The organism is Actinosynnema sp. NPDC023658 (assembly GCF_040639995.1).
Classification (GTDB): Bacteria; Actinomycetota; Actinomycetes; order Mycobacteriales; family Pseudonocardiaceae; genus Actinosynnema.
On sequence record NZ_JBFAAX010001365.1, the window covers coordinates 1 to 1,248 of the forward strand.

Consider the following 1,248-nt stretch of genomic DNA (forward strand, 5'->3'; position numbering starts at 1 on the left):
CCAGCGGCCCGTGTCGGCCAGCGGCTCGGCCATGTCCAGTTCCAGCAGTTGGGCGGTGCTCGCGGTGTCCTGCGCCGCCGCCGCGGCGGGGTCCGCCGGGTAGCACTGGTCCCCGACCAACGCGGTGTAGTCGGTGCTCTGCTCGTGCGCCCCACCGACGGCGAGGATGCTCCTGGTCGTCTGACCGGGCTCCAACGGCAACAACACCATGGCGCCGTACCAGGGGTAGCTGCGCGAGCCGGGTGAGGTCATGCAGCGGGGTCCACCGGCTTGTCGGAGCGCCTTGCCGGTGGAGTGGTAGCGGTACAGCCAGGCCCGGTTGGTCTCCACGACGACCACCACCGGGTCGCCCTCGTCGTCGGGCAGGAGGAACACGCCGGGGTAGGTCGCCAGTGGCGGGTCCAGGGCCTCCGGCGACTCGACCAGGGTCTGCGTCGTGCTCAGCTGCTCGCCGTCCCAGACGACGTAGTTGTTGCGGATGGACTCGAAGTACTGCGCGTCGCTGAACCACAGCCCTTCACCGCTGCCGCCCGTGATGAGCAGGCGGCCGTCCGGCAATGGGGTGACCGTCGGGTACCACCGGGCTTCCCGCATCTCCAGGGGCAGGGTGGTCCACGGGGTCTCCGCGTTCCCGGGGTCGTAGCAGTGCAGACGGCCACCGTTGTCGGTGTGCTCCTCGCCGGGGTCGTCGCAGGTGCTCTGGTAGTGCTTGTGGATGTGCCCTCCCGCGACCAGCAGTCGCCCGTCGGGGAGGTGGGCGGCCCCGCTGCAGAAGATGTTGCTGTGCACGTGCGGGGCGTACCAGGGGTTGACGTCGCGGGTGCACCACGTCGTCAGGTCCAGCGCCCGGGACTCCGGGCCGTGCATCTCCTCGGCGTCCCAGACCCAGTCGCGATCACCGGCGTCCTCGTCGTTGGGGACGAAGTTCCCGTCCTCGTCGCGTTTCCGGGGAGGGGAGTACATCACCACCTCGGCACCGTTCCGGCCGCGCATCAGGGCCGCGTGGACGGCGACGATCTCCAGGTCCAGCGGTGTTCCGTCCGGTCGTTCACCGGTCCACCGCCCGCCGGAGGGTTCGATCCACACCTCGACCTGCGTGCTGTGGTGGCCGTCGCTGATGGTGATCCGGTCGCCCGGCCGGGAGGGCGGCCCGACCCGGTGCGGCACCACCCAGACGGTCACCGGCGCGTCCGCCGCGACCTCCACGTCGATGCCGCGGTCGTGCCCGGCGGCCTGCCGGGTCGGGCC

The 1,248-nt window shown here is 71.4% G+C and carries 1 protein-coding gene; it reads right to left on the reverse strand.

What is annotated here, in order from left to right; genetic code table 11:
- Positions 1–1,248: hypothetical protein (locus AB0G02_RS41015; RefSeq protein ID WP_360806197.1), on the reverse strand; the 1,248-nt coding region annotated here is incomplete at both ends.